General features: G+C 63.2%; 24 protein-coding genes and 1 pseudogene. 13 read left to right on the forward strand and 12 right to left on the reverse strand.

Features of this window, described 5'->3' with window-relative positions:
- Positions 1-15: 15 nt before the first annotated feature.
- From J8I87_RS26640 to J8I87_RS26680, 9 genes and pseudogenes are all read left to right on the forward strand, one after another.
- On the forward strand, positions 16-1,509 hold the full coding sequence (locus J8I87_RS26640) for an NADH-quinone oxidoreductase subunit M (protein WP_209935052.1): 1,494 nt from the start codon (positions 16-18) through the stop codon (positions 1,507-1,509).
- 25 nt (positions 1,510-1,534) lie between these two features.
- Entirely contained in the window at positions 1,535-3,013 is a 1,479-nt protein-coding gene (gene nuoN / locus J8I87_RS26645; RefSeq protein WP_209935053.1) for an NADH-quinone oxidoreductase subunit NuoN, read from the forward strand.
- Positions 3,013-3,309, forward strand: coding sequence for a DUF2818 family protein (locus tag J8I87_RS26650; RefSeq protein WP_209935055.1), 297 nt, complete (start codon positions 3,013-3,015; stop codon positions 3,307-3,309). The genes nuoN and J8I87_RS26650 overlap by 1 nt, the downstream gene beginning before the upstream one ends.
- Before the next feature lie 41 nt (positions 3,310-3,350).
- Positions 3,351-3,941, forward strand: a complete 591-nt coding sequence (locus J8I87_RS26655) for an NUDIX domain-containing protein (RefSeq protein WP_209935056.1) — start codon at positions 3,351-3,353, stop codon at positions 3,939-3,941.
- Between the two features lie 323 nt (positions 3,942-4,264).
- Positions 4,265-4,696, forward strand: coding sequence for a DUF1178 family protein (locus tag J8I87_RS26660; RefSeq protein WP_209935057.1), 432 nt, complete (start codon positions 4,265-4,267; stop codon positions 4,694-4,696).
- Positions 4,697-4,756: 60 nt separating this feature from the next.
- Positions 4,757-5,953, forward strand: coding sequence for an acyl-CoA dehydrogenase family protein (locus J8I87_RS26665; protein ID WP_209935058.1), 1,197 nt, complete (start codon positions 4,757-4,759; stop codon positions 5,951-5,953).
- Positions 5,954-5,963: 10 nt separating this feature from the next.
- Positions 5,964-7,091, forward strand: a complete 1,128-nt coding sequence (locus J8I87_RS26670) for an acyl-CoA dehydrogenase family protein (protein ID WP_209935059.1) — start codon at positions 5,964-5,966, stop codon at positions 7,089-7,091.
- A 33-nt stretch (positions 7,092-7,124) separates the two neighbouring features.
- The gene (locus J8I87_RS26675; RefSeq protein ID WP_209935060.1) at positions 7,125-7,583 is read left to right on the forward strand and encodes a MaoC family dehydratase; all 459 of its coding nucleotides are present in this window, start codon (positions 7,125-7,127) and stop codon (positions 7,581-7,583) included.
- A gap of 50 nt (positions 7,584-7,633) precedes the next feature.
- Positions 7,634-8,108: pseudogene (locus tag J8I87_RS26680) on the forward strand (MaoC family dehydratase).
- A 44-nt stretch (positions 8,109-8,152) separates the two neighbouring features.
- Here J8I87_RS26680 and J8I87_RS26685 read toward each other — a convergent pair.
- The 6 genes from J8I87_RS26685 to J8I87_RS26710 form a co-directional block, all read right to left on the reverse strand.
- Positions 8,153-8,854, reverse strand: a complete 702-nt coding sequence (locus tag J8I87_RS26685; protein WP_209935062.1) for a glutathione binding-like protein — start codon at positions 8,852-8,854, stop codon at positions 8,153-8,155.
- Between the two features lie 450 nt (positions 8,855-9,304).
- Entirely contained in the window at positions 9,305-10,552 is a 1,248-nt protein-coding gene (locus J8I87_RS26690) for an acyl-CoA dehydrogenase family protein (protein ID WP_209935063.1), read from the reverse strand.
- A gap of 66 nt (positions 10,553-10,618) precedes the next feature.
- Complete coding sequence (locus J8I87_RS26695; protein WP_209935064.1) at positions 10,619-11,725, reverse strand: phosphotransferase; 1,107 nt, start codon at positions 11,723-11,725, stop codon at positions 10,619-10,621.
- 30 nt (positions 11,726-11,755) lie between these two features.
- Positions 11,756-12,487, reverse strand: a complete 732-nt coding sequence (locus J8I87_RS26700) for a histidine phosphatase family protein (RefSeq protein ID WP_209935065.1) — start codon at positions 12,485-12,487, stop codon at positions 11,756-11,758.
- Positions 12,484-13,272: an oxepin-CoA hydrolase, alternative type gene (locus tag J8I87_RS26705; protein WP_209935066.1), complete on the reverse strand. Its 789-nt coding sequence runs from the start codon at positions 13,270-13,272 to the stop codon at positions 12,484-12,486. Before J8I87_RS26705 ends, J8I87_RS26700 begins: the two co-directional genes overlap by 4 nt.
- On the reverse strand, positions 13,272-14,834 hold the full coding sequence (locus J8I87_RS26710; RefSeq protein WP_209935067.1) for a 3-hydroxyacyl-CoA dehydrogenase: 1,563 nt from the start codon (positions 14,832-14,834) through the stop codon (positions 13,272-13,274). The genes J8I87_RS26705 and J8I87_RS26710 overlap by 1 nt, the downstream gene beginning before the upstream one ends.
- Before the next feature lie 118 nt (positions 14,835-14,952).
- Between J8I87_RS26710 and J8I87_RS26715 the strand changes: the two genes are divergently transcribed.
- Positions 14,953-15,600, forward strand: coding sequence for a glutathione S-transferase (locus J8I87_RS26715; RefSeq protein ID WP_209935069.1), 648 nt, complete (start codon positions 14,953-14,955; stop codon positions 15,598-15,600).
- A gap of 106 nt (positions 15,601-15,706) precedes the next feature.
- On the opposite strand, the gene J8I87_RS26720 is transcribed toward J8I87_RS26715, so the two are convergent.
- Both J8I87_RS26720 and J8I87_RS26725 read right to left on the reverse strand, forming a co-directional pair.
- A complete protein-coding gene (locus tag J8I87_RS26720) occupies positions 15,707-16,885 on the reverse strand; it encodes a pyridoxal phosphate-dependent aminotransferase (protein ID WP_409518805.1) in 1,179 nt (392 codons plus the stop codon).
- Positions 16,886-17,030: 145 nt separating this feature from the next.
- The gene (locus tag J8I87_RS26725) at positions 17,031-17,537 is read right to left on the reverse strand and encodes a putative toxin-antitoxin system toxin component, PIN family (RefSeq protein WP_209935070.1); all 507 of its coding nucleotides are present in this window, start codon (positions 17,535-17,537) and stop codon (positions 17,031-17,033) included.
- 58 nt (positions 17,538-17,595) lie between these two features.
- Here J8I87_RS26725 and yaaA point away from each other — a divergent pair, with 58 nt between their 5' ends.
- Entirely contained in the window at positions 17,596-18,378 is a 783-nt protein-coding gene (gene yaaA, locus J8I87_RS26730; protein ID WP_209935071.1) for a peroxide stress protein YaaA, read from the forward strand.
- Positions 18,379-18,419: 41 nt separating this feature from the next.
- The gene (locus J8I87_RS26735) at positions 18,420-19,586 is read left to right on the forward strand and encodes a M14-type cytosolic carboxypeptidase (protein ID WP_209935072.1); all 1,167 of its coding nucleotides are present in this window, start codon (positions 18,420-18,422) and stop codon (positions 19,584-19,586) included.
- Between the two features lie 126 nt (positions 19,587-19,712).
- Here J8I87_RS26735 and J8I87_RS26740 read toward each other — a convergent pair whose 3' ends face one another.
- The 4 genes from J8I87_RS26740 to J8I87_RS26755 all read right to left on the reverse strand — a co-directional run bounded on the left by J8I87_RS26740 (position 19,713) and on the right by J8I87_RS26755 (position 23,704).
- Positions 19,713-20,402, reverse strand: coding sequence for a BspC domain-containing protein (locus tag J8I87_RS26740; protein ID WP_209935074.1), 690 nt, complete (start codon positions 20,400-20,402; stop codon positions 19,713-19,715).
- A 238-nt stretch (positions 20,403-20,640) separates the two neighbouring features.
- The gene (locus J8I87_RS26745; protein WP_209935075.1) at positions 20,641-21,315 is read right to left on the reverse strand and encodes an energy-coupling factor ABC transporter permease; all 675 of its coding nucleotides are present in this window, start codon (positions 21,313-21,315) and stop codon (positions 20,641-20,643) included.
- 91 nt (positions 21,316-21,406) lie between these two features.
- Positions 21,407-22,288: a DNA-binding response regulator gene (locus J8I87_RS26750; protein ID WP_209935076.1), complete on the reverse strand. Its 882-nt coding sequence runs from the start codon at positions 22,286-22,288 to the stop codon at positions 21,407-21,409.
- Between the two features lie 201 nt (positions 22,289-22,489).
- Positions 22,490-23,704, reverse strand: coding sequence for a DUF2863 family protein (locus tag J8I87_RS26755; RefSeq protein ID WP_209935077.1), 1,215 nt, complete (start codon positions 23,702-23,704; stop codon positions 22,490-22,492).
- 263 nt (positions 23,705-23,967) lie between these two features.
- Here J8I87_RS26755 and J8I87_RS26760 point away from each other — a divergent pair, with 263 nt between their 5' ends.
- A complete protein-coding gene (locus J8I87_RS26760) occupies positions 23,968-25,092 on the forward strand; it encodes an AI-2E family transporter (protein ID WP_209935078.1) in 1,125 nt (374 codons plus the stop codon).
- Positions 25,093-25,185 lie beyond the last annotated feature (93 nt).

Genomic DNA, 25,185 nt, shown 5'->3' on the forward strand with positions numbered 1-25,185 from the left:
CTGGAGACACTTCACATGCACACGACGTTTCCGATTCTGAGTATCGCGATCTGGATGCCGATTGTTTTTGGCCTGGTGGTTCTGGCCGTCGGTTCTGATCGCAATCCCGGTCCTGCGCGCTGGATTTCGCTGATCGGTTCGGTGTTGAGTTTCATCGTGACGATTCCGTTGATCACGGATTTCGACACGAGCACGGCGGCATTGCAGTTCGAAGAAAAAGCTAACTGGATCGAGCGCTTCAACATCACGTATCACCTCGGCATCGACGGCATTGCGATGTGGTTCGTCGTGCTGACGGCGTTGATCACGGTGATCGTGGTGATCAGCGCGTGGGAAGTGATCACGAAGAACGTCGCGCAATACATGGCGGCATTCCTGATCCTGTCGGGCATCATGGTCGGCGTGTTCTGCGCGGCCGACGGCATGCTGTTCTACGTGTTCTTCGAAGCGACGCTGATTCCGATGTACATCATCATCGGCGTGTGGGGCGGGGCGAACCGCGTGTATGCGGCGTTCAAGTTCTTCCTCTATACGCTGATGGGCTCGCTGCTGATGCTGGTCGGCCTGCTGTACCTGTACACGCAGACGGGCACGTTCGATCTGGCCACGTGGCAAGCCGCGAAGCTGTCGATGACGCCGCAAGTGCTGCTGTTCATCGCGTTCTTCCTCGCGTTCGCCGTCAAGGTGCCGATGTGGCCCGTCCACACGTGGTTGCCTGACGCGCACGTGGAAGCGCCGACGGGCGGCTCGGTGGTGCTGGCCGCGATCATGCTGAAGCTGGGCGCATACGGCTTCCTGCGCTTCTCGCTGCCCATCGCACCGGATGCGAGCCATTTCCTCGCGCCCGTCGTGATTACGCTGTCGCTGATCGCGGTGATCTATATCGGCTTCGTCGCGATGGTGCAGGCTGACATGAAGAAGCTGGTCGCGTATTCGTCGATCGCGCACATGGGCTTCGTGACGCTCGGCTTCTTCATCTTCAACCAGCTCGGTACGGAAGGCGCGATCGTGCAGATGATCTCGCACGGCTTCGTGTCGGGCGCGATGTTCCTTTGCATCGGCGTGCTGTACGACCGGATGCACTCGCGTCAGATCGCCGATTACGGCGGCGTCGTCAACACGATGCCGAAGTTCGCGGCGCTCGTGATGCTGTTCTCGATGGCGAACTGCGGCCTGCCGGGCACGTCCGGTTTCGTCGGCGAGTTCATGGTGATTCTGGCCGCTGTCCAGTACAACTTCTGGATCGCGTTCGGCGCGGCCGTGACGCTGATTCTCGGCGCGGCCTATACGTTGTGGATGTACAAGCGCGTGTACTTCGGCGCGGTTGTGAACGACCACGTGAAGAGCCTCGTCGATATCAATCGCCGCGAGTTCTTCATGCTGGCGGTGCTCGCCGCCTTGACGCTGTACATGGGCATCTATCCGAAGCCCTTTACCGAAGTGATGCACGTGTCGGTGGAAAACCTCCTGTCCCACGTTGCGCAGTCGAAGCTGCCGCTGCCGCAGTGATGCGAAGCGGAGGAATTTAAAGATCATGCAAAACGCACCTATGACCGCCTTGTTACCCGACGCGCTGGTGATGACCGCCATCGTCGTCGCGTGGCTCAACGACACCTTCAGGGGCGCCGAGAGCCGCCGCTCGACGTATTTCATCGCACTCGTCTCGACGGTGGTGGCCGGCATCTGGTTCGCCATCGACGCATTCGCGCCGGGCGCCGGGCCGCAGTACTACTTCTCGCGCATGTACGTGGTCGATCCGTTCGCCAACGTGATGAAGGCGGTGGTGTCGCTGGGTTACGCGGTGTCGATCATCTACTCGCGCAAGTATCTCGAAGACCGTGGCCTGTACGAGGGCAACTTCTTCCTGCTCGGCATGTTCTCGCTGCTTGGCCAGCTGGTGATGATTTCGGGCAACAACTTCCTGACGCTGTACCTCGGTCTGGAACTGATGTCGCTGTCGCTGTACGCCGTGATCGCGCTGCGCCGTGAAGCGGCGCCGTCGAACGAAGCCGCGATGAAGTACTACGTGCTGGGCGCGCTGGCTTCGGGCTTCCTGCTGTATGGCATCTCAATGCTCTACGGCGCGACGGGCTCGCTCGAACTGAACGAAGTGCTGAAGGCGGTGGCTTCGGGCCGTATCAACGATGTGGTGCTGCTGTTTGGCGTGATCTTCATCGTCGCGGGTATCGCGTTCAAGATGGGCGCCGTGCCGTTCCACATGTGGGTGCCGGACGTCTACCAGGGCGCGCCGACCGCGATGACGCTGATCGTCGGCGGCGGTCCGAAGGTCGCGGCATTCGCCTGGGGCCTGCGCTTCCTGGTGATGGGTCTGCTGCCGCTGGCCGTCGACTGGCAGGAAATGCTCGTGATCCTCGCCGCGTTGTCGCTGATCGTCGGCAACATCACGGGTATCGTTCAGCGCAATGTGAAGCGGATGCTCGCCTACTCGGCGATCTCGAACATGGGCTTCGTGCTGCTCGGCCTGCTCGCGGGCGTGGTCGACGGCAAGACGGGTGCGGCTGCGAGCGCGTACGGTTCGGCGATGTTCTACAGCATCGTTTATCTGCTGACGACGCTCGGCTCGTTTGGCGTCGTGATGCTGCTCGCGCGCCGCGAGTTCGAAGCGGAAACGCTCGATGACTTCAAGGGTCTCAACCAGCGCAGCCCGGTGTTCGCGTTCGTGATGATGGTGATGATGTTCTCGCTCGCCGGCATTCCGCCGACGGTCGGCTTCTATGCGAAGCTCGCCGTGCTCGAAGCGACGATGAACGCGGGCCTCACGTGGCTGGCCGTGCTCGCCGTGATCACGTCGCTGTTCGGTGCGTTCTACTACCTGCGCATCGTCAAGCTGGTCTACTTCGATGACCCCGTCGATACGACGCCGATCGCGGGCGATACCTGCAAGCGCACGCTGCTCGCGCTGAACGGCGTGGCCGTGCTGGTGCTCGGCATCGTGCCGGGTCCGCTGATGTCGATCTGTCTGAACGCGATTTCGCATACGCTGCCGCTGTAATGTCGGCAGCAGGGTGGTTCATTGTGCTGTTGGCGCTCGTGGGCGCCAACCTGCCGTTTTTGAATCAGCGCCTGTTCGGTGTGGTCCCGTTGAAGACCGCGAAGAAGAGCGCGTGGCTCAGGATCGGCGAACTGATCGTGTTGTATTTCATTGTCGGCGCGCTCGGCTTTTTGCTCGAAGCGCGCGCCGGCAACCGCTTCGAACAGGGCTGGCAGTTCTACGCGATCACGTTCAGCCTGTTCATCGTGTTCGCCTTCCCGGGCTTCACGTTTCAATATCTCGTCAAACGGCGCTGACGGTTCCAGCCGTCGCGTCTCTTGCTGCAAAGAGGCCGCACATGGCAGAACTCCCCAATCACGACGCTGCGCTCAAAGAGACTTGCATCAAGAGCGAAGTGGCTTATCAAGGCCCCTTCATGACGGTCAAGTTCGACACAGTGCGTCTGCCTGACGGCAAGCACGCGACGCGCGAATACGTGCAGCATCCTGGCGCCGTGATGGTGATTCCGCTGTTCGACGATGGCCGGGTGCTGATGGAGAGCCAGTACCGTTACGCGATGGGCAAGGTGATGGTCGAGTACCCGGCGGGCAAGCTCGATCCGGATGAAGATCCGCTGACGTGTGCAAAGCGCGAGCTGCTCGAAGAGACGGGCTACACCGCGCGCGAATACATCTATTTGACGCGCATTCATCCCATCATTTCCTACTCGACCGAGTTCATCGACATATACGTCGCGCGTGGCCTGACACCGGGCGAGCGCAAGCTCGACGACGGGGAGTTTCTTGAGACGTTCATCGCGAAGGTGTCGGACGTATCCGAATGGGTGCGCACGGGCCAGGTCAGCGACGTGAAGACGATCATTGGCACATTCTGGCTGGAGAAGATGCTGTCGGGCGCATGGCCGACGAACGCACCGGAACCAGGCTGACGCCAGAAGGCGCGCAAGTTCTGCTTGCTCGTCGGCGCCGCGACGAATCTGCGACGGCAGCCTGCGCGCTGCCGTTTTCCGTTTCTGACGGGCATTGCAAGCCGGCCTTCTGACTGTCGGCGCGCCTTGCTCCAACGCGCTAGAATGGCTGGTTCCCGTTCGCTGCCCGCTTTCCGGCGCCTGAGCGAGATGCGAGTAGCATCTAAGCGACGCATGTTGCCACGTCGCGCTGAACCGGCGCCAAAAAAGCAGACGCATTTTAACGAACGACCGTTCAAAAATTTTGTTTTTGCGCTAAACTCGTACGCAAGCCCTGATTCCCCATGAAGGTCCTCGATCTACAGTGTCCGCATGACCATCGGTTCGAAGGCTGGTTTGCTTCCGCCGACGACTTCGAATCGCAATTGTCCCGCAAGCTGGTCGAATGTCCGATTTGCGGTGCGACCGAAGTGAGCCGCTTGCCGTCTGCGCCGCGCCTGAATCTGTCGGGTGCGACGAGCGCATCGGGCGAGAAGGCTGCGAATGCTGGCGAGCTGCAGGCGCAGGTAATGCGCGCGCTGCGCGAGGTGCTGGAGAAGACGGAGAACGTGGGCGACCGCTTTGCCGAGGAAGCGCGGCGCATTCACTACAACGAAGCACCCGCTCGCAGCATCCGGGGTGTCACCACGCCGGAAGACGCGCGAGCCCTCGTCGAAGAAGGCATCGATGTGATGCCGCTGCCTGTCCCCGCCGCATTGAAAGAGCCGCTGCAATAGCCATCGCGTGCAGTGGCAGTGCTCTTGGCGGCGGGCGGCCGCGGCCAGGAGACACTGCGCATGGATCTGAACTATTCCCCCGCCGACGACGCATTCCGCGCCGACATTCGCGCCTGGCTCGAAGCGAATCTGCCTGACGAGCTGCGCGACAAAGTCCTCAGCCACAAACGTCTGAATCGCGACGACTACGCGAACTGGCACAAGCTGCTCGGCAAGCGCGGCTGGTCGGCGCCCGCATGGCCGCACGAATACGGCGGCCCGGACTGGAACGCGACGCAGCGCCATATCTGGGACGAAGAGTGCGCCCGCATCGGCGCGCCTGCGGTGCTGCCGTTCGGCGTGTCGATGGTCGCGCCCGTGCTGATGAAGTACGGCAGCGAAGCACAAAAGCGCCACTATCTGCCGCGTATCCTCGACGGCACCGACTGGTGGTGCCAGGGCTATTCGGAGCCGGGCTCGGGCTCGGATCTGGCGTCGCTGCGCACGCGCGCAGAGCGCGTCGGCGATCACTACGTCGTCAACGGCCAGAAGACCTGGACGACGCTCGGTCAGTACGCCGACATGATGTTCTGTCTCGTGCGCACCGACAGCGGCGCGAAAAAGCAGGAGGGCATTTCGTTCCTGTTGATCGACATGAAGACGCCGGGCATCACCGTGCGTCCGATCATCACGCTCGACGAGGATCACGAAGTCAACGAAGTGTTCTTCGAAGACGTGAAGGTCCCCGTCGAGAATCTGGTCGGCGATGAAAACCGCGGCTGGACCTACGCGAAATATCTGCTTGGCCACGAGCGCACGGGCATTGCGCGCGTCGGGCAATCGAAGCGCGAACTCGCGTTTCTCAAGAGCGTCGCGCTCAGGCAGAAGAAGAACGGCAAGCCGCTCTTGCACGATCCGCTCTTCGCCGCGAAGGTCGCGAGCCTCGAAATCGAGCTGATGGCGCTCGAAGTAACCGTACAGCGCGTCGTCGCGAATGAAGCGGGCGGGCGCGGGCCGGGGCCGGAGGCATCGATGCTGAAGATCAAGGGTACCGAAGTGCAGCAAGGTCTGACGGAGCTGATGGTCGAAGCCGTCGGTCCGCTTGCCGCGCCGTTCGACGTGCCGTTCCTCGAAGGCGAACGCGCGCACAGCATCGCAGGCGACGACGATGCCGCGCCGCTCGCCGCGTACTACTTCAACTATCGCAAGACGTCGATCTACGGCGGCTCGAACGAAATTCAAAAGAACATCATCGCGCAGATGATTCTCGGACTGTGAGGAGCGGCGCATGGACTTCAATTTCACCGATGAACAGCAGCAATTCGCGGATGCGCTGCGCCGCTATCTCGACAGGCACTACGGCTTTGAAGCGCGTCAGGCGATTGTGCACTCGATGGCGGGCGTCTCGAACGAGCATTGGTCCGCATTCGCCGAACTCGGCCTGACCGCGTTGCCCGTGCCGGAAGCGCAGGGCGGCTTCAACGGCGGCACCGTCGACATGCTGGTCGTGATGCAGGAACTCGGGCGCGCGATGGTCGTCGAGCCGTATTGGTCGACGGCTGTCGGCATCGAAGCGCTGAAGCTTTCCGGCACGGGCGACGGCGACGATGCCGAACTGCTCGAACTTGCAGCACAAGGCAAGCTCAAGCTCGCTGTCGCATTCCACGAACCCGATGCACGCTACGACCTCTTTTTTATCGAAACGAAAGCGGTCCGTCAGGGCGGCGGCTATGTATTGAGCGGTACCAAATCGGTCGTGCTGCACGGCGCGCAAGCCGATCACTGGATCGTGCCCGCGCGGCTCGACGGTGAGGTGGCGCTGTTCGTCGTCGCGCGCGATGCGGCGAACACGCAGGTCACCGACTATCGGACGATCGACGGCCAGCGCGCCGCGACGCTCGTGTTTAATGCAACGCCCGCGCGCAAGCTCGACGGCACGCACGCGGGTGCCGCCGCGCTGGAGCACATCGCCGATTACGGCATCGTGCTGCTGTGCTCGGAGGCCGTCGGCGCGCTCGACGCGCTGAATCATGCGACGGTCGAATACACGAAGACGCGCCAGCAGTTCGGCGTGCCGATTGCGCGCTTCCAGGCGCTGCAGCACAAGATGGTCGACATGCTGATTCACACGGAGCAGGCCCGTTCGGCGACGTATCTCGCCGCGGTGCGTTATGGCAGCGAGGACATCGACCAGCGTCGGCGCGCGGTGTCGGCGGCCAAGGTGCGGGTGGGACAGGCAGCGCGCTTCGTCGGCCAGCAGGCCGTGCAACTGCATGGCGGCATGGGCGTGACGAACGAGGTCGCGGCCGCGCATCTGTTCAAGCGTCTCGCGATCATCGAAACCACGCTCGGCGATGTCGATCATCATCTGGCGCGCTTTGCTGCGCTGCCGGGCTTCGCGACGGCCGCGGCCTGAGCGTTGCACCCTACACATGTTATGAGGTGAGAGATGGGTTTGAGCTATGAGGACATGGAAGTCGGCCAGACGTATGAAGTCGGCGAGCACACGTTCACGCGCGAGGAGATCGTCCGGTTCGCGGAGCAGTTTGATCCGCAGCCGTTCCATGTGAGCGACGCGGGCGCTGCCGCGTCGCCGTATCGCACGCTGATCGCGAGCGGCTGGCATACGTGCTCGGTGATGATGGGCATGCTGGTGCGCAGCGCGCTGGAGGGCTCGACGTCGATGGGCTCGCCCGGTATCGACGACCTGCGTTGGCTCAAGCCCGTGCGAGCCGGCGACACGATTCGCATGACCAACAGCATTCTCGACAAGCGCGTGTCGGCGAGCAAGCCGGATCGCGGCATCGTTTCGACGGAGTGGCGGGGCATCAATCAGAATGGCGAACTGGTGATTACTGTGCGCTCGAAGGCGATCTTCGGGCTGCGCAATCCCGGCGCCGCTGCGTGATTCCAAAGTTGACACCACGTCATGCCGACGTCGTGCGTGCGCTCGTCGGCATGGTCCCGCGCGTGAGCCATTGGGTCGCGGTCGATCAAACGAGCGTCGACGGCTTTGCCGACGCAACGGGCGATCATCAATGGATACACGTCGGTCGCGAACGCGCGACGCGCGACGCGCGAATCGCGAATCGCCGTTTGGCGCACCGATTGCGCACGGCTTTCTGACCTTGTCGTTGATCCCGGCGCTGCTCGACAACACATTCGGTTTCGAGCAGCGCATGGGCGTCAACGACGGGCTCAATCGCGTGCGATTCACGGCGTCTGTGCCTGTGGGTTCGCGGTTGCGGCGAGCTTCGCGGTGGCAGGCGTGACGGATGTCGAAGAAGGCGGGGTACAGGTCGTATCGAGCGTGGCGCTCGAACGGCAGCGCCGCGAGCGGCCGGTTCGTATCGCGGAGTTCATCACGCGGCACTATTTCCAGCATCGCGCGCAGACGCCACGCGCAGCGATCGCTTCGCGAACCTGCCGGTGAGCGGGTGGCGCTGCTGCGTCCCGCAGCATCGCCGATAGTGGCGCTCAGTGCTTCGCGTACTGCGTCGCGCCAAACAGCACTTCCTTTGCTTTTTCGTCCATCAGCGGCACGCGTGCCGACGCCAGCACTTCGACGCCGCGCTGCACGGCGGGTCGCGCGGCGATTTCTTCGTGCCAGCGCTTCACGTTTGGAAATTCGTCGATCTGCAGGCCCTGGTTTTGCCATGAGCGCGTCCACGGGAAGGTGGCGATATCTGCGATCGTATAGTCGTTGCCCGCCAGATAGCGCGTCTTGCCGAGCGCCGTATCCATTACACCGTAGAGGCGCTTTGCTTCGTTCGTATAGCGGTTGATCGCGTATTCGATCGGCTGCGGCGCGTAGACGCGGAAGTGGTGTGTCTGACCGAGCATCGGGCCGATGCCGCCCATCTGGAACATCAGCCATTGCAGCGTTTCATAGCGCGCGGCCGGATCGGCCGGCAGGAACTTGCCTGTTTTCTCTGCGAGATAGATCAGGATCGCGCCGGACTCGAACAGCGCGAATGGTTTGCCGTCAGCGCGCGTTGGGCCATCGCTGTCGACGATGGCGGGGATTTTGTTGTTCGGGCTGATCGCGAGGAACTCGTGCGTGAACTGGTCGCCCGCGCCGATGTTGATCGGATGCACGTTGTATTCGAGGCCTGTCTCCTCGAGCATGATGTGGATCTTGTGGCCGTTCGGGGTCGCCCAGCTGTAGATGTCGATCATTGGAGGCTCCTTGGGTTTTCGTTGTCTGCGATGCAGATGGTTTGGGTTTTTGCTCGCATGCGCGATGTGGTTTGATTTGCCCTGCGCGGGCATGCGCGATGCGGTTCGCTTTGCCCTTACGCGGGCATCCGCGTTAGCGCCCCGCACAGGGGCAACGCCCGCGCCGCGAGGCGCTATCGCGGATGCCAGCGACAGCGGCAAAGCAAACCGCATTGCGGATGCCCGCGTAGGGCAAGGCAAACCGCATTGCGGCCGCCCGCGCAGGGCAAAGCAAACCACATCGCGGCATGCCCGCGCAAAGGCAAAGCAAACCACATCGCGACCGCCCGCGCAGGGCAAAACAAACCGCATCGCGCATGCGAGCAAAAACCCAAACCACCCGCGTCGCGGACACAAAAAAAAATTAGATCACAGTTCACCGAACAGTGCCGGCGCTACAGAAGGCGCCTTTCAGCCGTGCGCTCCGGCGGAAGAAGCCGGCGACGCCGCATATCTGGCCAGTTCAATCTTCGCAATCGCATTCCGATGCACCTCATCGGGCCCATCGGCAAACCGCAGCCACCGCGCGGTCGTATACGCATAGGCGAGCGGGAAATCGTCGCTCATGCCCGCCGCGCCATGCGCCTGCATCGCCCAGTCGATCACCTTGCACGCCATGTTCGGCGCGACGACCTTGATCATCGCGATCTCGCCGCGCGCTCCCTTGTTGCCCACGGTGTCCATCATGTACGCCGTCTTCAGCGTCAAGAGGCGCGCCTGCTCGATCATGCAGCGCGCCTCGGCGATGCGCTCCTGCGTGACCGTCTGCGCGGCAATCGGCTTGCCGAACGCGACGCGCTGCAACGCGCGCTTCGACATCAGTTCGAGCGCGCGCTCCGCGAGCCCGATGAGCCGCATGCAATGATGGATGCGGCCCGGCCCGAGCCGCCCCTGCGCGATTTCGAAGCCGCGTCCTTCGCCCAGCAGCAGGTTGGCGGCAGGCACGCGGACGTTGTCGAGCGTGATGTCCATATGGCCGTGCGGCGCGTCGTCGTAACCGAACACCGTCAACGGACGATGCACGGTGATGCCCGTCGCGTCGGCGGGCACGAGGATCATCGATTGCTGCTGGTGGCGCGGCGCTTCGGAATCTGTCTTGCCCATCACGATGAATAGCTTGCAGCGCGGGTCGCCCGCCCCCGACGACCACCACTTGTGTCCGTTGATCACATACGTGTCGCCGTCGCGCACGATGCTCGTCTGGATGTTGGTCGCATCCGACGACGCCACGTCCGGCTCCGTCATCAGAAACGCCGAACGGATCTGGCCTTGCAGCAGCGGCTCCAGCCATTCGCGCCTGTTCTCTTCGCTGCCGTAGCGTTCGATCGTCTCCATGTTGCCCGTATCGGGCGCATTGCAGTTGAACACTTCAGGCGCCCACGGCACGCGGCCCATGATCTCGCACAGCGGCGCGTATTCGAGGTTCGTCAGGCCGGCGCCGCGTTCGGAATCGGGCAAGAAAAGATTCCACAGGCCCGCGTCGCGTGCCCTCTGCTTCAGGCTCTCAATGAGTTCCGTCGGCACCCACGCGTTGCCCGCCTCCCGGTTGCGCGCGACTTCGGCGGCATACGCCTGTTCGCTCGGGTAAATGTGTTCGTCGAAGAAGGCGAGCAGCTTCTCGCGCAATGCCTGAACTTTCGGGGTGTAGTCGAAATTCATCTTGCCCTCGTGGATGACGTTTGAAGCCGGTCCTGATGATGACAGCGCCTTGGCGGGCGCGTTCGGTCAGCGTACTGTCTGTGCGTAGCGCCACGCGAGCTCGGCCATCGGGCGCGCGCGCCGGCCGGCGTCGGCCGCCTGTTCGCTCGCCGCCGTGCCGTCGACGACGCGCTTCATGATCCCTTGCAGGATCGCCGCGATGCGGAACATGTTGTACGCGAGATAGAAGTTCCAGTCGCCGTGGATCGAAAAGCCCGTGCGCTCGCAATAGCGTTGCACGTACTGTGCCTCGTCGGGAATGCCTAGCGCAGCCCAGTCGAGTCCCGCGATGCCGCGAAACTGCGCGGGATCGACATGCCACGCCATGCAGTGATACGCGAAATCGGCGAGGGGATCGCCCAGTGTCGACAGTTCCCAGTCGAGCACGGCGAGCACGCGCGGCTCGTGCGGATGAAAGATGAGATTGTCGAGCCGGTAGTCGCCGTGCACGACGGATACGCGCTCGCCGGCTTCGGCGGGCATGTGCTGCGGCAGCCATTCGATCAGGCGGTTCATCGCGTCGATCGGCTCCGTCTCCGACGCCTGATACTGCTTGCTCCAGCGGCCGATCTGCCGCGTGAAGTAGTTGCCCGGCTTGCCGTAGTCCGCGAGACCTGCCGCTTCGGCATTGACGGCATGCAGCGCGGCGATCACGCGATTCATCTCGTCGTAGATCGCCCCGCGCTGCGCGGGCGTCATGCCGGGCAGCGACGGGTCCCACAACACACGGCCCTGCACGAACTCCATCACGTAGAACGCGCGGCCGATCACGCTTTCGTCCTCGCACAACGCAAGCATCTGTGCGACGGGCACATCGGTGTCGCGCAGCGCGTGCATCACGCGATACTCTCGCTCGACCGCGTGCGCCGATGGCAGCAGCTTCGCGGAAGGGCCGGGCTTCGCGCGCATCACATACGAGCGTGCCGGCGTGACGAGCTTGAAGGTGGGGTTCGATTGGCCGCCGGCAAACTGTTCGAGCGCGAGCGGCCCGGCGAAGCCCTCAATGTGTTGTGCGAGCCACGCGGACAGCGCATCGATGTCGATGCGTTGCCGCTCGCTGATGGGCCGTGTGCCTTCGAATGCGGAGTAGTCGGTTTGAGTCGTCGATCCGGCTGGTGTCGCGTCTTGCGGCATGTCTCCTCCGTTGTGCGATCGAGGTGGCGACTAGTTGCGTCTGGACTGGATGAACTGCGCGTAAAGCATTTCCATCGTCGTATTGCGCACGTCGCGATGCAGCGGCGACGGCGGCGAATGATTGATGAGCCGCACGACCCAGTCGCGCGGCGCGTCGCCGACATCGAGCGCGTTGATGCAGCCCGTGGCTTGCGCGAGATGACCGAAGAACGTGCGTCCGCCCGCCGTGATCGCGTGCGAGAGAATCGCGCGATTGACACCGCCGTGCAGCACCAGCAACACGACGTCCCACGATGGGTCATCGCGCAGCGCAGCCATAGCGGGCAGCACGCGGTCGAACAGTTCGCCGATCGTCTCGCCGCCGAGAAACTTCATGTCCTCGGCGACGATGCCGTCGAATGCGCCGAGAAATGCCGCTTCGAGATCGGCGGGCGGTATCGAGCCCGGCTTGCCGCCGCGTATCTCTTCCCACGCGGGCTCGATGCCGATATCGGCGTGCTGGCCCATTTGCGCGAGCACGCGCTGCGCCGTTTCGACCGTGCGCGGCATGCCGCTCGCGATCACGCGATCGAAGCGCACATTCTGCCCGGCAAACGCGCGGCCCGCGGCGTCCGCCTGCGCGCAGCCGTTGTCGTTCAGCGGCACGCGTTCGGGGTCGATCGTCTGGCCCGACGCATCGAAGTACGTCACGTCGCCGTGCCGCATCAGATAGATGCGCCGGCGCTTCGGCAGCTGATAGCCGGGTCCCGTCGGCGTGCTCATTTGTAGTTGGGCGCGCGCTTTTCAAGGAACGCCGTGATGCCTTCGAGCCCGTCGCGATGATGCAGCGACGCGACGAAGCTGTCGCGCTCCGCGACGAGATGCTCGGCCAGCGATTGTGCGCCCGCCGCCGCGATCAGACCTTTGATGCGCGCTTTCGCGTTCGGCGAGACCTTGCCGAGATCGTCGGCCCATGCGATGGCCGTATCGCGCACGGTGCCCGGTTTCGCGAGCCGGTTCACGACGCCGAGTTCGTGAAGACGCGGCGCGCCGATCGGCTTGCCTTCGATCAGCACTTCCGTCGCGATCTGGCGCGGCAGCGCGCGGGCGAGGAACCACGAGCCGCCGCCGTCGGGCGTGAGGCCGACGCGCGCATACGACATCACGAACTTCGCGTCGTCGGCGGCGACGATCAGGTCGCACGCGAGCGCAAGCGAAAAGCCCGCGCCTGCCGCCGCGCCTTCGACGGCCGCGATCACCGGCTTCGACGAGGCCTGCAGCGACGCGATCCATTCGCCGAGCAGATCGATGCTTTGCGCCTGCACGGCAGGATCTTTCGCGCGATTCTCGAGCAGGCGGTTCAGGTTGCCGCCCGCGCAGAAGAACTGGTCGGCGCCTGTGATCACGATGGCGCCGATCGACGTGTCGCGCTCAGCCGTGTTCATCGCCTCGATGCCGGCTGCGTACATGTCCGGGTGCATCGCGTTGCGCGCGCCCGGATTCGACAGCGTCAGCACGAGCGTCGATTCGCTTTCGGTGGGGCGGGAAGCCAGCAGTTCGGCGGCCATTATGCTTGCTCCCTGGTGTCATCGGCGGCATCCGCCTGCGTCAGCGACATGCCGAGTTGCGCGCGGCGCGCGAGCCACGGCGACGGCCGGTAGCGCGGATCGCCCAGAACGCTGAACATATTGCGCAGGATCGTGAGAATGGTCTGCGCGCCGAGCGCGTCGCCGAGCGCGAGCGGCCCGCGCGGATAACCGAGGCCGAGCGTCACGGCGAGATCGATGTCCTGCGGCGAGGCAATCTGACGTTGTGCGATATCGCAGCCGATATTGACGATGGTCGCCACGACACGCTGCGCGACGAAGCCTGTCGAATCGCGGATCACCGTGACGGGCACGCCGCCGTGCGCGAACAGTGCGTGTGCGGTGTCGCGCGCGGCGCGCGTAGTCGCAGGCGTGGTCATCAGCGTGCGGCGTTGTGCGTCGACGAGCGGGAACAGCGTATCGATCGCAACGACGCGGCTCGCGTCCAGTTGTTCATCGACGGCAGCCGTCGTCGCGTCGAAACCGAGCGGGGTCACGACGATCAGCGAATCGGCGGCCGGCGTCGCACCGTCGTCGACGGCGACACCGGCCTTCGCGATCAGCGCGAGCACGGCGTCGCGCGCGGCGGGCACGCGCTTGCTGACCCACACGCGGGTCGGCAATCCGGCCGGTGCGGGCGCTTCCTCGGGCACCTGCTGCTTGCCATCGACATACCGATAGAACCCTTCACCCGCCTTGCGTCCGATCAGGCCGCCCGCGAGCCGTGTGCCCGTGATCGGCGACGGCGTGAAGCGCGGCTCTTCGTAGAACTGGTGATAGATCGACTCCATGACGGGATGCGACACGTCGAGCGCCGTCAGGTCGAGCAGCTCGAACGGCCCGAGACGGAAGCCCGCCTGCTCGCGCATGATGCGATCGACCTCGACGAAGCTCGCGACACCTTCATCCGCGACACGCAGGCCTTCCGTGTTCATGCCGCGGCCCGCGTGATTGACGATGAAGCCCGGCATGTCCTTCGCGCGCACGGGCGTGTGTCCCATGCGGCGCGCGAGATCCATCAGCGCGTCGCCGGCGGCGGGATCGCTGCGCAGGCCGTCGATCACTTCGACGACCTTCATCAGCGGCACCGGGTTGAAGAAGTGGTAGCCGAGCACGCGCGACGGATCGGCGCAAGCCGCTGCAATCGCCGTAATCGACAACGACGAGGTATTCGACGCGAGGATGCAGCGCTCGCCGACGATCCCTTCGAGTTCCTTGAAGAGCGCGCGCTTCACGTCGAGCTTTTCGACGATCGCTTCGACGACGAGGTCGCAGTCCTTTAGGTCGCCGATGGCGTTCGCGCCCGTCACGCAGGCGAGCGCCGCGAGCGAGCGCGAGTTGTCGAGCTTGCCTTTGGCGACCAGCTTCGAAAACGTGTCCGACAGGTAGTCGCGCGCCGCGCCGATCGCGGCGGCGTTCGTGTCGTAGAGCTTGACCTTGAGGCCCGCAAGCGCGGCAATCTGCGCAATGCCGCGACCCATTGCACCCGTGCCGACAATGCCGACGGTATCGATGCTGTACTGGCGAGAGGTAATCGATGACATTATGTGACTCACTCCATGATTATTTTAAAATAGCACGCTCGTTTCAGATTCGTTGCATTCGGCGTCTTCGCGACGAATGACAGGCGACTCTCGATAACCATCCGCAGGGAGACACCGGATGATCAAGTTGCATGGTTTTGCGCTGTCCAACTATTACAACAAAGTGAAGTTCGCGCTGCTCGAATTCGGCATTCCATTTGAAGAAGTGTTCGTGCTGCCGGGCGATGACGAGGCGATTCTCGAGCATTCGCCGCTCGGCAAGGTGCCGTACATCCAGACGGAGCATGGCAGCCTGTGCGAGTCGCAGGTGATCCTCGAATACGCGGCCGCGATGTTTACCGAGAAGGCGATGTTCTCGCGCGTCCCTTGGGAAGCAGCCAAAGAGCGCGAGCTGATCACGTTCATCGACGTGCATCTCGAACTGACCGCGCGCAATCTGTACAAGCAGGCGTTTTTCGGCGGCACGATCACCGATGCCACGAAAGGCCGCACCGAGAAACTGCTGATCCGTCACATTCGCGGCTTCAGACGGCTTGCGAAGTTCACGCCTTATGTCCGTGGTGAAGAGTTCTGTATTGCGGACGTTGCGGGCTTCACCAGTCTGCCGCTTGTCGGCATGGCGACGCAGGCCGTCTACGGGCACGATTTCCTGCTCGATGTCGGCCTCGACTGGAAGCCGTACGTGAAGACGATCAATGCGCGCCCGGCCGCACAGCGCGTGACGGACGACCGCAAGGCGTACATGGAAGCGCAAAAGAAAAAGTGAACGCGCGGCGCGTGCTTGCGGCGATGCACAAGCCGCAGGCGCGCCCGTTCGCTTCGCGCGCGATGGCGAAGAACCCGGGTTCGTTCGCATCGTCGCGCGCGCCATGTCAGAGACGCGCCAGCCGTTCGAGCGCGGTGGCGAGTGTGTCTTCTTTCTTCGCGAAGCAGAAGCGCACGACGCCCGATTCATGCGGCTCGTGATAGAACGCAGACACGGGAATGGCCGCGACGCCGATCTCGCTCGTCAGCCATTGCGCGAATTCGGCTTCGCGCATGTCGCTGATGGCCGAATAGTCGACGCACTGAAAGTACGTGCCCGTGCAAGGCAGCAACTTGAAGCGTGTGTTTTGCAGGCCGGCACGGAAGAAGTCACGCTTGTTCTGATAGAAGGCGGGCAGATTCAGATACGGCGCCGGGTCCTGCATGTAATGCGCGAGGCCCAGTTGCATCGGCGTGTTGACAGTGAACACGTTGAACTGATGAACCTTGCGGAATTCCGCCATCAGCGCTGCGGGGGCAGCCACATAGCCGACCTTCCAGCCCGTCACGTGATAGGTCTTGCCGAAACTCGACACGACAAAGCTGCGCTGCGCCAGTTCCGGGTAACGCGCGACGCTTTCGTGCGGCGCGCCGTCGTAGACCATGTGCTCGTAGACCTCATCCGACACGATCAGAACATTCGTGCCGCGCACGATGTCTTCGAGCTTCTGCATGTCGCTCGCGCGCCAGACGGTGCCCGTCGGGTTGTGCGGCGTGTTGATCAGGATCATGCGGGTTTTCGGCGTGATCGCGGCAGCGAGCCGGTCGAACGGAATCGCGTAATCGGGCGCTTCGAGCGTGACGAAAACGGGCTTGCCGCCCGCGAGTTCGATGGACGGCAAGTAGCTGTCGTAGGTCGGCTCGACGACGATCACTTCATCGCCCGGATGAACGGCACACAGGATGGCCGTCAGAAGCGCCTGCGTCGCGCCTGCCGTCACGGTGATTTCCGTGGTCGCGTCGTAGTGCCGTCCATACAGGCTTGCGATTTTCTCGGAGATCGCCTGGCGCAGCGGCGCGATACCGGCCATCGGCGGATACTGGTTATGGCCTTCGCGCATCGCGTTCGCCACTGCGTCGACAATGTTCGGATCGCAATCGAAATCCGGAAAACCCTGGCCGAGATTGACAGCGTTCTTTTCGGCGGCGAGCGCGCTCATCACGGTGAAGATCGTCGTGCCGACATTCGGCAAACGGGACGGGAACGTAGGAGGCATGGTCGTCATAGGCGTGGTCGGTGCGTTCATGTCGCGGTGCAAAGCGGGGCCGGGTGGTTGTGGCACAAACGGGTGCGCCCAGATGGCGGCGCGTGAAGCTCGATTGTAGGGAAAATCGGCGCCGGGGATGACGGGTCAGGGCTCGAAGTGCAAGACGTCCGGCTTTCGGACCGCATCAGGCCGCAACGGGCTCGTCGATCGCGATCCCGCACCCGGCGACGAACGGCCCGGGCTGCGCGATCCGGAAGCCGAAGTCGCGCGCGATCCGTTTTGCGAGCTTCAGCACCGCGCGATCCTTCGAGACGAGCCAGTCCGCCTGCATCGCATGCGCGAGTTCAAGAAACTTCTGGTCGTCGCGGTCCTTGCATTTGGGCAGCGGCCGCGCGTCGTCGGCGGGCGCGGGCGGCTCGACCAGCGTCGACAGCCGCGCGACGGTCGCGAGCACGGCGGCCTTGTCGATCGCGCGCTTTTCGAACTGCGGATAATCGAGCACGTGCGTCAGCTCGGCGAGACAGCGCGCGTCGATCAGCGCGCGCAGCGTGCCGCGTTCGAGCGCGGCGTGAATGGGGCGCGTGTGCGGATCGTCGAACACGAGAATGTCGATCCACACGTTCGAATCGAGCACGACGCCGAGCGCGTGTGCAGATGCGTTCTGTTCAGGCGAGGCAAGGGTTTCGGGCATTCGCTACAATCTGGCTTTCGTCTTTGACCGCCAGGCACGGGCGTGCCTGAAAGCCTCTATGATAATCGTTCTGTCGCCGGCCAAATCGCTGGACTACGACACACCGCCGCACGTCAGGAAGCACACGATCCCCGATTTTGTCGATGACGCCGCTGAACTGATCGGCGATCTGCGGCGTCTGTCGCCGCAGGATATTGCGACGCTAATGGATATTTCCGATCCGCTCGCGCATCTGAACTTCCAGCGTTACGCCGACTGGTCGCCGAAATTCGACACGTCCAACGCGAAGCAGGCCGTGCTCGCATTCAATGGCGACGTCTACGAGGGTTTCGACGCGAAGTCGCTGTCGGCTTCCGATCTCGACTATGCGCAGCAGCACGTGCGTGTGCTGTCGGGCCTGTATGGCCTGTTGCGTCCGCTCGATCTGCTGCAGCCTTACCGGCTCGAAATGGGCACTCGTTTCGAGAACAGCCGCGGCAAGGATCTGTACGCGTTCTGGGGCGAGCGCATCACGCAGGCGCTCAACCGACAACTCGAAAAGAAGCAGGACGGTTCGCGTGTGCTGATCAATTGCGCGTCGACGGAGTACTTCAGGTCCGTCAAGCCGAAGCTGCTCGCCGCGCCTGTGATCACGCCCGTGTTCGAGGACTGGAAGGGCGGCCGCTACAAGATCATCAGCTTTCATGCCAAACGCGCGCGCGGTCTGATCGCGCGCTTCGCCGTGGAGAACCGGCTCGACACGCCGGAACAGTTGAAGGGTTTCGATGCCGAAGGCTATGCGTTCGACGCCGTCGCATCGAACGACTCCACTTATGTATTTCGCCGGCGCGTCGCGGACTGACGCCGCGCCGTGCAAGCAGTATGGACAGCAGGAAGAACATCATGACGTTATCGATTACAAGCAACTTCGACGCAGGCGCGATCGAAGTGTTGTCCTGCGAGCAGGCCGACAACATCCGTCTGCGCGTGCGCCCGGACAGCCATGCGGACTTTGCGCAGTGGTTCTATTTCCGTCTGTCGGGCGCGCGCGGCGAACGTTGCGTGATGACGTTCGAAAACGCCGCCGACTGTGCGTTCGCCGAAGGCTGGCGCAACTATCAGGCGTGCGCGAGCTATGACCGTGTGAACTGGTTCCGCGTGCCGACTTCATTCGACGGCCGGGTGTTGACCATCGACCACACGCCCGACTTCGACAGCATCCATTACGCGTACTTCGAGCCGTACAGCGAAGAGCGCCACTCGGAATTCCTCGGCGCCGTTCAACAAATGCCGCATGCCGCGCTGACAGAACTGGGCAAGACCGTCGAGGGACGTCCGATGTCGCTGCTGACGCTTGGCGCGCCCACGTTGCTCGAAGACGGCACGCTGAAGCCGAAGAAGAAAATCTGGATCATCGCCCGCCAGCATCCGGGCGAGACGATGGCCGAATGGTTCGTCGAAGGGCTGGTGAAGCGGCTCGCGGGGTGGGGCGACTGGTCGGGTGACCCCGTCGCGCGCAAGCTCTACGACTACGCCGACTTCTTTATCGTGCCGAATATGAATCCGGACGGCAGCGTGCACGGCAACCTGCGCACCAATGCGGCAGGCGCGAACCTGAATCGCGAATGGATGGAGCCGGACGCCGCGCGCAGTCCCGAAGTGCTGCTGGTGCGCGACGCGATTCACGCCACCGGCTGCGATCTGTTCTTCGATATTCACGGCGACGAAGCGCTGCCGTATGTGTTCGTTGCGGGCTCCGAGATGCTGCCGAGCTTCACTGAGCGGCAACGACAGGAACAGACGGCGTTCATCGACAATTTCAAGCGCGCGAGTCCCGACTTCCAGGACAAATACGGCTACGAAGCGAGCAAGTATCGGCAGGATGCGCTCAAGCTCGCGTCGAAGTACATCGGCAACGAGTTCGGTTGCCTGTCGCTGACGCTGGAAATGCCGTTCAAGGACAACGCCAATCTGCCCGACGAGCGCGTCGGCTGGAACGGCGAGCGCAGCGCATCGCTCGGCGCTGCGATGCTGCAGGCGATTCTCTGGCACATGGAGGCGTTCGCCTGACACGCGCGCTGCGTGCATCGGCGCGCGGCAAAGGTGTGTAAAAAAGCGAGGCCACGCATCGTGCGTGGCCTCGCTGTTTGAAAAGCGTCTGATCCGATGGTCGAATCAGACGGCGCCGCGGCGTCATTACTTTTTCTTTGTCGCTGATTTTTTCGCGCTTGCCTTGGTGGCGCCGCTCTTGGTTGCACTGCTTTTGGTCGTCACCGCCTTGCTCGACGACTTGCCCGATTTCTTCGTGCCCGACTTGTTCGTGGTGCCACCCTTGGCCGCTTTGCCGCCCGCGCTCTTCTTGGACCCCTTGCCGCTGGCCGCGTGCTTGCCCTTCGCCCCCTGCGTGTCCGACGACGCAGCGCTGCGTGCGCGCAAAGGCGGCACCGGATCGTTCCAGCTGAACGCGAGCATCTGTGCGCCGACGTAGCCGCAGCGAAACTTGAGCTGCGATGGCTCACCGCCGGCTTGCGGAATGCCCAGGCCCTCGACGGTCACGATGCTGTCGACCTTGACCTTCTGCTTACCCTCGTCGAACGAATCGTTCCATGGCGTGACAGATGAATGCGCGCTGTCGAACGAGCTGGGCGGAAACTCTACATGATCGAAAGCCGTCGACGTGCTCGCGACGAAGTCGCCATGCGCGGCGCAATCCGCGACCAGGGGATCGGCGTGCATGTCGTTGATGAACTTGCTGACAAGGTCGTTGTGCTGTCCGAGTTGATCGGCGAAGGCGGGCAGTGTGCATACGAGTGATGTGCTCGCAGCCCACACCGCAAACCGGCCGACCAACCGCAGCAATCGGCGCGGTGCGTTGGTGCGTTCCATCTATCTGGGTCAATGCTGTGAAGACTTCTGGCACATAAGATGCCCGCCCACAGGAATGAGTTCAATCCTGGCACAAATATTTTGCAGTGTCCGTGCGCTGTGTCGCGCTATGTCGTGGTCAGGCAGCCCGATGAGGCGATGCGTCGGCGGATGCCGCGGGTATGCGCCAGCAGCGATGGGATGCGTCGCGTGATCCGTGTTTAAGTGTTCCGCTTCACTGCGGCTACATCAGCTGGGTTCAGGTGCGCGGGCCGCCGAGGCGATAGCGGCGCACATCGTAGGTCGTGACCCACGCGGGACGATAGACGGCGATCAACGCTGTCGACATGCCCGTGAACCACGCTTCACCCGATGCAAGCAGGAACACGCTAAAAGCGTAGCCGGCCGGGATGGCGGACATCGAACCGTTGGTGAGCGCGACGTGCGTTGCCAGTGCAGCAGCCGATGCCACCGTGACGGCGATCGCGGGTGACACGAAGCCCTGGCCGAAGATGAACATGAAGAGATTGCGCGGCAGCCATGCGATGCTTGCGCGCTGCAGAAGCGTCGATACACCGACGGGCACGGCGCCGTAGACGAGGAAGGTGAGCGCGATGCCTTGCCACGGTGCATCGAAGACGACGGCCGCGAGCCCCGTCACGATGGCCATGGCGACGAGCGCGAGGCCCCAGTCGAATAGCGTGACGACCAGTGTTGCACCGAGCAGATGGATCACCGTGCCGTCTTCGAGCCACGCGTTGCTCGCCCACAGCACGGACACCGCGACGATGATCGCGAGCCACACATGCTGGAGCACGGGTTCCTGCAATCGCCTGAACGGGTTCTTCCACAGCGCGAGCGCGAGCACAGCCACAGCGGCGATCCAGCCACCGACAGCGACCCACAACGGAAGCGGTGTATAGAGGAAACCCATGGCTTCATATTACTCGTTGAAGGACGAAAGGTGTGAGCGGATTCCATGCCAGCCATGATTTATATCCATTCATGATCGGTTCCTTTCGACCTTACATCGCGCCTTCGTCGCGCGCCCTGCTCTTGCGCCGCGTGGCGTATGGCGTGGTTGCTTCGGCGGCCATCGGCAGTGCCGCGGCGGTGTCGTTGGCGGGCAACGGATAGCAAAACGTGCGCGGCTTGCGTTGCCGCGACGGCGCGACGTTGGACACGCGCGCGGGACGCTGGATGCGATTAGGTCCGCTGCGCAGCACTTCTAGTTGCGCGGTGAGCCAGCCGTTGTAAATGGCGACGGCGGCGGCGCGATTCGGCGCGCCGAGCTGCTGGAAGATCGTGGCCAGATGAATCTTCACCGTGCCCTCGCTGATGCCCAGCGCGCGAGCGATCATCTTGTTGGTGCTTCCCATGTGCACGCAGCGCATGATCTGTTCTTGACGCGGCGAAAGACCGCCCGCGAAACGCGGCCGCTTCGGCGGAGCGGCGACCAGCTCGAGCGAGTGCGCTTCGTTCAGCGGACGGGCAAGTGTGCCGGATTGCGCGGGCACATCGAGCGAAAGCGCGCCGGCGGGGATGTAGTGGCAGCCCAGCAGAACCATTTCCAGCGCCCGCACGATGACCCGCGGGTCCGTCGAGCGGGGAATCACGCCAAGCACGCCTTTTTCAATGAGCGCGCGTACATGGGCGGGCGATATGTCGTCGACCAGCACGGCGACAGGCAAGCCCGGATGATTGGCGAGCAACGCACGAGCGTCGGTCGGCGACATCCAGTCTTCCCAGTCGATCACCAGCATGTCCGGTTGCTGGCGGCGCAGCGTGCGCTCGGCCTGCGGCCAGTCCTGTGCTTCGCCAAAGCGTGCCTGCCGGTCGATTTGCCGTAAGAGCGCCTTGAGTCCTTCCCTGCGTTCGGCGTCCGAGTTGAGAACTGAAAATCGCATGCGTTGCCTCCTGTTCGATCAGTCGTGGCGGCGCGGTGCCAGCAACGAAATCGTCGTCGCGCAGCGATGCACCATCATCCTGTCGATGATGACAAATTCCCGGTCTCGTGGCCGCCTGTCCAGGTGGCATAGGACGAGTGCCATGAAAAAAGCCCCGCGTACAGCGGGGCTTGATTAAACGCATGGAAAATTCTGAAGTGATCAGTGGAAATGCGGTTGTGCAGGCTCTGCATCTTCCGGCATTTCAGCATGAACGATCTCTCCAAGCGGATCCGCATAAAGCGGCACGCCGCAGTCGTCGCAATATTCCGGCTCGAAGCGGCCTGCGTGTCGGCGAATATCGGTGACGCCTGTTTCCTTCAGCAATGCCACGATGTCTTCGAGCGGGCCGTCGCTGGACATCGCTTCCTGCGGCTCTTCGTCGATGCCTGGGTCGCCGTTCTCGCGGCCATACAACGGCCACACGACGCCGTAGATGACGTCGTTGTTGCCGCGGCGCGTGAAGCCGATCCGATATTCGTCGATGCGCCGCTCGCCGAAGCCGGCAACGACAGCGCGCAGTTCGTCGGGCGTGGCGCCGATGGTGTCGAACAGGTAGCGCACCGCCGTGCGGACAGTGTGCGGGCGCACCCGCTCGTCGGCGTCGCGACAGGCCGAGTAGTAAGCATCCGGCAACAGGCATTCGAACTCGCAGCCCGGGAGCACGACAGCCAGATTGGCGCCGCCTTGGGTTGCCCATTGTTCGAGGCATTGACTGCGCTCGATCCGCGTACCGTGCTCTTCTTCCTGCCAGCGGAACACGGGCGCGCCGACGGGCGCCGCGACGACGGCCAGCAGGAAGCGCGGGTCGGCCAGAATCGGCGACGTTTCCGGCAACTCGCCGAAGTTGATTTTCGCGTTGCCGCCGCCGACGGCCGCCTGTGCCAGTTGCTGCGCGAGACGCCACGTTTCGACATGGTGACGCGGCAACTGGTCGATGCTATACATAAAGGGCGCCATCGCGACGCGGGTGCCGTCCGCCAGCACGTGCGCCTGCAGATGCGCGCGCAGCGCGTCGGCCGCATCGCCTTTCAGCGCGCCGGACGGAATCACATAGCGCGTCCAGGCCAATACGGGCGCGGCGATCAGCAAGGCTTCGTACTGCACGCCGTCGTGTTCGACGACCAGCGACTCGCTATGCGTTTCCGCCATGTCAGCGAGGGCGCCGTAAGCGTCAGGGTGATTTTGCTGAAGATGGTCGAGCGCTGCGTCGAGCGTCGTCTGATTGCCATTGCGGACGATTTTTGCGAGCAGCGCGTCGAGCTTGGCTTCCCAGAAGCGGTCTTCGGTGCGGCTGCCCGACGCGAAAAGCGCGAGCGAAAGACCGACCAGCTTGTCGGCATCGGGAGGGAGTCGTTTAGCGATTCGCGAGCGCATAAATCCGGAGGTTGTGTGCAGAGAACCATATATTCTAGTCGTTTCTTCGCCGACATATTATCGACACGCACTGCTGGCAGTGATTCGCCGGCGCTATCGCCTTTGCAGTCGCGGGAGCAAGCCCATTCGCCCGCTCGCCGCCGACGCGCATCTTCGCGTGCGTCGTTTTCCCGTGCGCTTTCCTATACTCGTTCTGCAGATGTTTGGATGTCTGCGCGTCGTGGGTCGCTTCGGTCTGCGTGCAACGGTGTCGGGAGTCGCTCATGGTGAAATCGGACCAACTGATCGAGCGGCTTGCCGCCGTGTTCGCGTTGCTGTTGCTGGTCGGCGGCTCGCTGCTGGTGCTGGCGCCATTCACGACCGCGCTGCTGTGGGGCGCGATTCTCAGCTACAGCTCATGGGGGCTGTACTGCAAGCTGTCGGCGAGCCTGGGCGGGCGGCGCAGGTGGGCTGCGACGCTGATTGTGCTCATCATTCTGGTCGTCGTGCTGGGGCCTTTCGTGTACGCGGGTTTCGCGCTGGGTGCACACACCAGGGATATCACCACGTTCGTTCAGCACTTGATGGATGCGGGCTTGCCGGATCTGCCGGATTGGGTGGCGCGGATTCCGCTCGTCGGTTCGAGCATTGAATCGTTCTGGGTACGCGTGACCAGCAGCAACTCCGAGATGGTTTCGCAATTGCGTGTGCTGGCCGCGCCGGCCGGCAAGTGGATTCTCGCGGCGGCTCTCGCCGTCACGCACGGACTGGGGTTGCTCGCGCTCAGCATCATTCTGACTTTCTTCTTTTATACGGGTGGCGAGGGCGCTGCCGCGTGGCTCAACGCGGGCATGCGACGTATCGCCGGTGAGCGCGCCGACTATCTGCTGGCCCTGGCGGGCAGCACGGTAAAAGGCGTGGTGTACGGCATTCTCGGGACTGCGCTGGTGCAGGGCGTGCTGGCTGGTTTTGGCTGCTGGATCTCGGGCGTTCCAGCGCCGGCGTTGCTGGGGCTCGCGACGTTCTTTCTGTCGGTGATCCCCGGCGGCCCTGTCGTGGTATGGCTGCCTGCCGCGATCTGGCTTTATCACGGCGGCGAGACGGGATGGGCAATATTTCTCGTGGTGTGGGGCGTGGTGGTGGTCGGTATGTCCGATAACGTCGTCAAGCCTATCCTGATCGGCAAGAGCAGCGACATGCCGCTGATTCTCGTGATGCTCGGTATTCTCGGTGGCGCGTTCGCGTTTGGCTTTCTCGGTGTGTTCATTGGGCCGACGCTGCTTGCCGTGGCCTATACGGTCTTGCACGACTGGACGATCGGCTCGCCCGACGCTCGCGTACTGGCTGCGGAGGCGGATGGAAAGTCGGTGGACCCGGTGGCGCAGGTCGGGAAGGCGCCGGGAAAATAGTTGCTGGTTGAATGACGAAAAAATCTCCCGTCACACCCTTGTCATGCGGCGCGGGATGGCCTAAGATTCGCGTCCTCGTTTGTGGCGCAGGCA

The sequence above is a fragment of the Paraburkholderia sp. LEh10 genome (genome assembly GCF_017814945.1).
Lineage (GTDB): Bacteria > Pseudomonadota > Gammaproteobacteria > Burkholderiales > Burkholderiaceae > Paraburkholderia.